The sequence below is a fragment of the Actinomadura sp. BRA 177 genome (assembly GCF_013372625.1).
Lineage (GTDB): Bacteria > Actinomycetota > Actinomycetes > Streptosporangiales > Streptosporangiaceae > Spirillospora.
Genome location: NZ_JABXFD010000573.1, coordinates 1 through 6357, shown reverse-complemented (window position 1 = coordinate 6357; position 6357 = coordinate 1). Strand labels below are relative to the sequence as shown.

Here is a 6357-nt window from a genome sequence, read left to right as displayed (position 1 = left end):
CCCGTCCGACCTCTCCGCCGCACCGAACGGCCTGACCAGCCGACACAACACAAACGTGCCCGACGAAGGCATCCCCGCCGCGCACAACAAGGCCCCGCATCCCGAAACCGCCCCCACAGCAGGCGCGCCGCACATGGCGGACCCTGCCCCCGACACCGCCGAAGGCCCACACAGCACCCCAAGCACGTCCGACACGTCCGACATGCCCGGCGCTCAGCCTCGCCAGCACGCCGGCCCACCACACGAGGACGCAGCGGGCAATGCGAGCGCGTCCGAAATGCCCGGCGCCCCCACTAACGCAGCCCCATCGAGCGCGCCACGCGTGGGGGATCAACCTGCCCCCCACACCAGCCAAGGAACGCACGGCGCCCCCAGCTCGTCCGACATGCCCGGAACGCCGGACGAAGTGGGCGATTTGGGTGGACGCGATGTAGGACCTGGGGCCCACCCCTTGGCGAGCGGCGCTCAGCCTGGGCAGCACGCCAGCCCACCACATGAAGGCGCAGCAGGCAGCGCGGGCACGCCCAGCGGCGCCACAGCGGGCGGACCGCGTGTGGGGGGTCAGCCTGTCCCCCACACCGGCGAAGGTACGCACGGCACGTCCGGCATGCCCGGCGCACCAGGCGAAGCGGGCGGGCAGAGCGGACGCGACGTGGGACGACCGGCCGCCCACACCTCGACGGCTGGCGCTCATCCTCGCCAACACGCCAGCCCACCACACGAGGACGCAGCGGGCAATGCGAGCGCGTCCGAAATGCCCGGCGCCCCCACTAACGCAGCCCCATCGGGCGCCCCACGTGTGGGGGATCAACCTGGCCCCCACACCAGCCAAGGAACGCACGGCACCCCAAGCACGTCCGACACGCCCGGAACGCCGGACGAAGTGGGCGATTTGGGTGGACGCGATGTAGGACCTGGGGCCCACCCCTTGGCGAGCGGCGCTCAGCCTGGGCAGCACGCCAGCCCACCACATGAGGGCGTAGCAAGCAGCGCGGGCACGCCCAACACGCCCGGCAGCGCCACAGCCGGCGAACCGCGTGGGGGGCATCAGCCTGCCGCCCACATCGGCGAAGGCCCGCACAGCGCCCCAAACACGTCCGGCATGCCCGGCGGCGCCGCAGCGGGCGCGCCGGGCGAGGGGGATCGCCCTGCCGCCCACACCGGCGAAAGGACGGGTGGTACTCCCGGCGCGTCCGACATGGCCAGTGCACCTGGCGAAGCGGGCGGCGTGGGCGGACGCGATGTGGGACCTGGGCCCTACCCCTTGGCGGGCGGCGCTCAGCCTGGGCAGCACGCCAGCTCACCACACGAAGGCGTAGCAGGCAGCGCGGGCACGCCCGGCGACACCACGGCAGGCGCGCCGCGCGCGGGGGATCAGCCTGCCAGCCACACCAGCGAAGGCCCGCACAGCGCCCCAAGCACGTCCGACATGCCCGGCACACCCGGCGAAGCGGGCGGCCTGAGCGGACGCGGCGTAGAACAACCGGCCGCCCACACCTCGACGGGCAGCGCTCCGCCTGGGCAGCACGCCGGCTCACCACATGAGGGCAGCGCGGGCATGCCCAACACGTCCGGCGGCGCCACAGCGGGCGCGTCGGGTGTGGGGGATCAGCCTGTCGCCGACACCGGCGAAGGGGCGCATGGCGCGTCCGGCATGCCCGGCGCACCAGGCGAAGCGAGTGGACTGAGCGGACGCGACGTCGGACAACGGGCGGGCGGCGCTCAGCCTGGGCAGCATGCCGGCCCACCACAGGGCAATGCGGGCACGTCCGGCATGCCCGGTGAAGGGGCGCGCGGCGCGTCCGGTATGTCGGGCGCGCTCGGTGAAGCGGGTGGGGAGAGCCTACGTGGGGCCCACGCTTCGACTACCGGGGTCGAGTCTGGGGCGTCCGGCGCCGGGGGTTCTTCGGGCATGCCGTTTGGAGGACGCGAGTCCGCTGCGCGCGACTCGTCCAGCGCGTCCGACATGTTCGGTGCGCCTGGATTCCGTCCGGGCGGAGCCGGGACGGGGCACCACACTGGTCTGGCGTCGGGTGAAGGGGCTTATCCCGGCGAAACGTCGTATGACGGGGCTCGCGCGCCCGGCGTGAGGGGTGGGCCGTACGAGGCGACATCAGGCTCGTCGGGGCAGGCGTCCGATATGGCTCAGGGCCCAGCCGGTTCGGGCTCCGAGGGTGGGCGGCATGCCGGCTCGCCGCGCGAGGACGTTCTGGGCGGACGTGGTGAGGCCGCGGCGGTTCTGCGGGCCGTCGAGCCGGTGTTCGAACCCGGGAACCGGATCGATCAGGAGCTTTACGAGGCCGCGTTCGGCGGGGACTCGGACGCGTTCCTGCGGGTGCTGCTGAACGCGAACGTGCTCGTGCCGATTCCGGGTGACGCGCCGCTTGAGGTGACGCCCATGCAGCGGGAGTTCCGGTGGGACGCGGCGCTGCGGAGCGAGTCGGCCGTGCAGGTGTTCACGTCGCTGGTGCGGCTGCGCGAGGTGCTGCCCGAGTCGCGGTTCGTGTACGCGGACTTCCGGGAGCTGATCGGCGCCTGGCCGCGGGACGACTGGGCGATGCTGCTGAACCCGGGGACGCGCATCGGGGCGTCGCTGCAGGGCGACCAGGTGCGGGCGCTCAGCGAGTGGGCGGTGCGGGTCGGGCTCGTCCCGGCGCGGCCGGAGGTTCCGCTGCCGCCGCCGCGGACGGAGCCGGCGGTGGCGCAGTTGCCGGCCGATCCGGACGACCGGGTGTCGGCCCCGACGATCATGCAGAAGGTCGTCCCGCACAATCTTGTCGCCTGGTATCTGGAGCAGGGCTACGACCGGGTCGGCGGGTTCGTGCACTCGACCGGGGACGTCGCCGAACTGCAGACGCCCGGCCAGCTGTACGAGGCGCTGGGGCTGCTGTACGACGGCTCCGCGTTCTCGCCCGCGGACGACGGCGTCTACGTCATCCGGTGGCCCGCCTATTGTCCCGATCTGTACCGGGTTCCCTTCGGCGGACGGGACGAGGCGGAGCTGGCCGCCTGGGGCGAGGCCGGCTGGGTCATCGAGCGGGCGCCGTTCCTGGGCGGCGGGTTCGCGCCGGGGAGCGCCGGGTCCATCCGCGAATACAAGGTGGACAGCGTCCGGCTGCCGTACGGGGCGGAGATGTACTACCTCGGCCATGACCGGTCTGAGCGGTTCGTGGCGATGTACGACCCCGACCGGCTCGCCTGGCTCCGGCCGGAGCCGAGCCCCGAGGGCTGGGACGGACGGACGGAGGCCGCGCAGTGATCCGGGACGGGTACGTGGCGCGCTGGCTCGGCCGCGACTTCGAGGCCGCGCCCGGCGCCGACGGCGAGGTCCGGCTGTACGCGCCCGGTCCGACGGACGGGTTCGAGGAGTTGCGGCCCGGGCGGTTCCGCCGGATCGTCCCCGCGTCCGAGATCGAGGACCTCCGGTACGTCCGGACGACGTGCCGCTGGCGCGGCGAGCGGTTCGTCATCGTCGGCGAGCATGAAAGTTGGCTGCGCGTCGAATACACCGGAGGGCGGGCCCCGGTCGCCGAAAATCTGGGGCTCGACCGCATCGACCAGGGCATCTGGCAGACGTGGGCGCCCGGCTCCGAGGTCGAGGACGTCCGCGAGGAGTTGATCTGACGCCGGACGGGGTTGATTTGGCCCGGAGATCCGTGTTCGCTTGATACCCGAGGCGATCCCTCGGGTATTGCACATGGGGCACGGGCGCTCAACGGCGACGCGACGGAGGTACACGGCGGTGATCTGCCGATCGGCGGTCAAACCGGTGTTCATCGGGCTCGGCACGGCGGCGGTCCTCGCCACCGGCGGCGCGTCGGCGCTGGCGGCGACCCCAACCCCGACCCCTTCCGGGTCCGGCTCGACATCGCCTGCTCCTTCTGAACCTGCGGCGACGCCCCCCACTCCCACGCCGCCCCCCACGCCGACGCCCGACCTCAAGGTCAAGGTCTCGGTGGACGATTCCTCCGTCAGGGCGGACAAGCGCGCCGCCTTCACCATCACGGTATCTACTAGTGCCGGGCAAGCAACTGACGTCCATGTCACGGCCGTCGACCTGCTTACAAAATCGAAGCAGAAGCCGAAGATCACGGGAGCTTGCCCTCGGCCCACGAAAGACGACGAGAGTTGCAATCTCAGGCAGGTCGACACAGACGGCAAGGCCATCAGCACTTACGTATCGATGCCCTCGAGCATTACCGACCCTGTCTCTGTGACTCTCAAGGTCACTGTGGAAGGGACTGTCGCCAGGGATGAGACGGACGACGGTATCGACCAGACCAGCGTGACGTTCACACCGCTGCCCAAGAAAACCAAGTCGCCGTCGAGGAAGCCGTCCAAGCCTTCGCCCACTCCGACGAAGTCGTCCGGGTCCGGCGGGAGCGGCGGTTCCACTGGGGGCGGCGGGTCGAGTTCGGGTGGCGGGTCCTCGTCGTCCAGCGGCGGATCCGGGTCGGGCGGAGTCGTGCTGCCGTCGCCCAATTCGTCGTTCGATCCCAAGGATCCGCAGGTCGCACTGCCGCCCATTCAGGCGCCCAGCCCGTCGGTCGCGCCGAGTCCGGTGCCCGGATCGGGGACGCCGCAGAGCCGGTTGCAGGGAAACAAGGCGCCCGTCGCCCAGGACATCACGTTCGAGCGAATGGCGAGCACGCAGATCGCATGGCTGGCCGCTCTTCTCGTCGCCTTCTCACTGTTGCTCACCCAATTGCGCCTCGGACGGCGACGCATGCCCGCCGGTGTAGCGAAGCGCCCAAAGGGAACACACCGCCGTCCCCGCCGCGGCACCTTCAGCAAATAATCGGTCGCCTTACTGCTGTTCTGACCGGCCAAGCGGCGAGCCAAGTGAATGCTCACGAGGCACCCCGCACACGGAATGCCGCACCAATTACAGAATGGTGCCCATATCACGCAAGCATCAATTCCGGGTGAGGGCGTAGCACGCTATTGCGGCGGCGGCCACGACGTTCAGGGAGTCGACGCCGCGGGCCAAGGCCGTTTCGTTCATGGGGATGCGAACGCGGTGGTCGGCCTCGTGCAGCCAGCGGGACGACAGGCCGTCCCCCTCCGAGCCGAGGAGCAGCGCCCGGCGGTCGCCGGTCTTCACGTCGTCGATGGGTTCCGCGTCCGGGTCCGGCGTCAGGGCGAGGAGTTGGAAGCCCACGGCACGGAGCACGGAGAGATCGTTGTGCCAGTCGGTCATGCGGGCGTACGGCAGGGCGAACACGGCGCCCATGGAGACCTTGACCGAGCGGCGGTAGAGCGGGTCGGCGCAGCGGGGCGCGAGGACGGCGGCGTCCACGCCGAGGGCCGCCGCGCAGCGGAAGATCGCACCGATGTTGGTGTGGTCGACGATGTCCTCGCAGATGACCACCCGGCGGGCGCCGGTGAGGACGTCGTCCAGCGAAGGCAGCGGGAGGCGTTCCAGGGAGGCCAGGGCGCCGCGATGCACCTGGAAGCCGGTGATCGACTCCATGGTGGCGTCGTCGGCGACGTAGACGGGGGCGTCCAGGGAGGTCAGGACGTCGGCGAGGGGGTCGGCCCAGCGGCGGGCCATCAGCAGGGAGCGGACGGGGTGGCCGGCGGCGATCGCGCGGCGGATCACCTTCTCGCCCTCGGCGACGAACAGGCCGTGCTCGGCCTCCAGGCTCTTGCGGAGGTTCACATCCCGCAGCCGCACGTAGTCTGTGAGGCGCGGGTCGGCGGGGTCCGAGACGGCGATAAGGTCGGCCATCCCCCAAGTCTGCCGCCTGCGGCGGCCGGATTCGGACGAGCGTGAACGCGAGATCGCGCCGATCCGTACCGCCGCGGTAGCAGTCCGTGACGGGCAGGGCCAATGCCAGGTTCGTCGGGACATACGGTGATGACCTGCGTCATTATCAGTTTTGAGTTCTTTGTAACCTCTGGTTCGTACTACTACAGTGCCGGGGAACATCGGCGGGTTTCTGGTGAATCGAGGGCAGGCCATGAGCGGACGTCATCGCAATGACTTCCCTGAGGGGATGGACGGCGGCTACGACCCGTCCAGGCCCGTCTTCGGCCCGGCCAACGACGGGTCGTCCGACTGGTTCGGCGCGCGGGACGGGCAGGGCCGGCCGCTCGCCCAGCCCCCGGCCGGGCCGCAGGGAGCGCCGCCCGGCGCCTCCCCGACGCCGGGACGGTGGACTGGCCGGCCGTCCCCGCGGCCTACCGGGCCGGCCGGCCCGAGCACTGCCGCCGCGTCGTCAGCACGGCCCGCGCCTGGGGCCAGCTGTGGCACCTGGACGGGCTGGCTCGGCAGCAGCGCAACGTCCTGCTGCGGGAGCGCGGCACCTACGACTACGCGTTCGTGGACTGGCTCTACGGCCCGACCGCGCTGCA

4 protein-coding genes and 1 pseudogene are annotated in these 6357 nt (G+C 71.3%); 4 read left to right on the top strand and 1 reads right to left on the bottom strand.

Annotated features, from left to right (window positions below):
• Window positions 1-2140: 2140 nt before the first annotated feature.
• The 3 genes from HUX53_RS32660 to HUX53_RS32650 all read left to right on the top strand — a co-directional run bounded on the left by HUX53_RS32660 (window position 2141) and on the right by HUX53_RS32650 (window position 4798).
• A complete protein-coding gene (locus HUX53_RS32660; RefSeq protein WP_176407067.1) occupies window positions 2141-3259 on the top strand; it encodes an SseB family protein in 1119 nt (372 codons plus the stop codon).
• The gene (locus tag HUX53_RS32655; protein WP_176407066.1) at window positions 3256-3624 is read left to right on the top strand and encodes a hypothetical protein; all 369 of its coding nucleotides are present in this window, start codon (window positions 3256-3258) and stop codon (window positions 3622-3624) included. Before HUX53_RS32660 ends, HUX53_RS32655 begins: the two co-directional genes overlap by 4 nt.
• A 118-nt stretch (window positions 3625-3742) precedes the next feature.
• On the top strand, window positions 3743-4798 hold the full coding sequence (locus HUX53_RS32650; protein ID WP_176407065.1) for a hypothetical protein: 1056 nt from the start codon (window positions 3743-3745) through the stop codon (window positions 4796-4798).
• Between the two features lie 117 nt (window positions 4799-4915).
• On the opposite strand, the gene HUX53_RS32645 is transcribed toward HUX53_RS32650, so the two are convergent.
• On the bottom strand, window positions 4916-5731 hold the full coding sequence (locus tag HUX53_RS32645) for an RNA methyltransferase (protein ID WP_176407064.1): 816 nt from the start codon (window positions 5729-5731) through the stop codon (window positions 4916-4918).
• Between the two features lie 426 nt (window positions 5732-6157).
• On the opposite strand from HUX53_RS32645, the pseudogene HUX53_RS32640 reads away from it, so the two are divergent.
• Window positions 6158-6357: pseudogene (locus HUX53_RS32640) on the top strand (3-hydroxybenzoate 6-hydroxylase); the annotation flags it as partial.

Bases quoted from the DNA above. Each gene is read 5' to 3' on its own strand.
- HUX53_RS32660 (WP_176407067.1), top strand. From the start codon at position 2,141: ATGGCTCAGGGCCCAGCCGGTTCGGGCTCCGAGGGTGGGCGGCATGCC.
- HUX53_RS32645 (WP_176407064.1), bottom strand. From the start codon at position 5,731: ATGGCCGACCTTATCGCCGTCTCGGACCCCGCCGACCCGCGCCTCACA.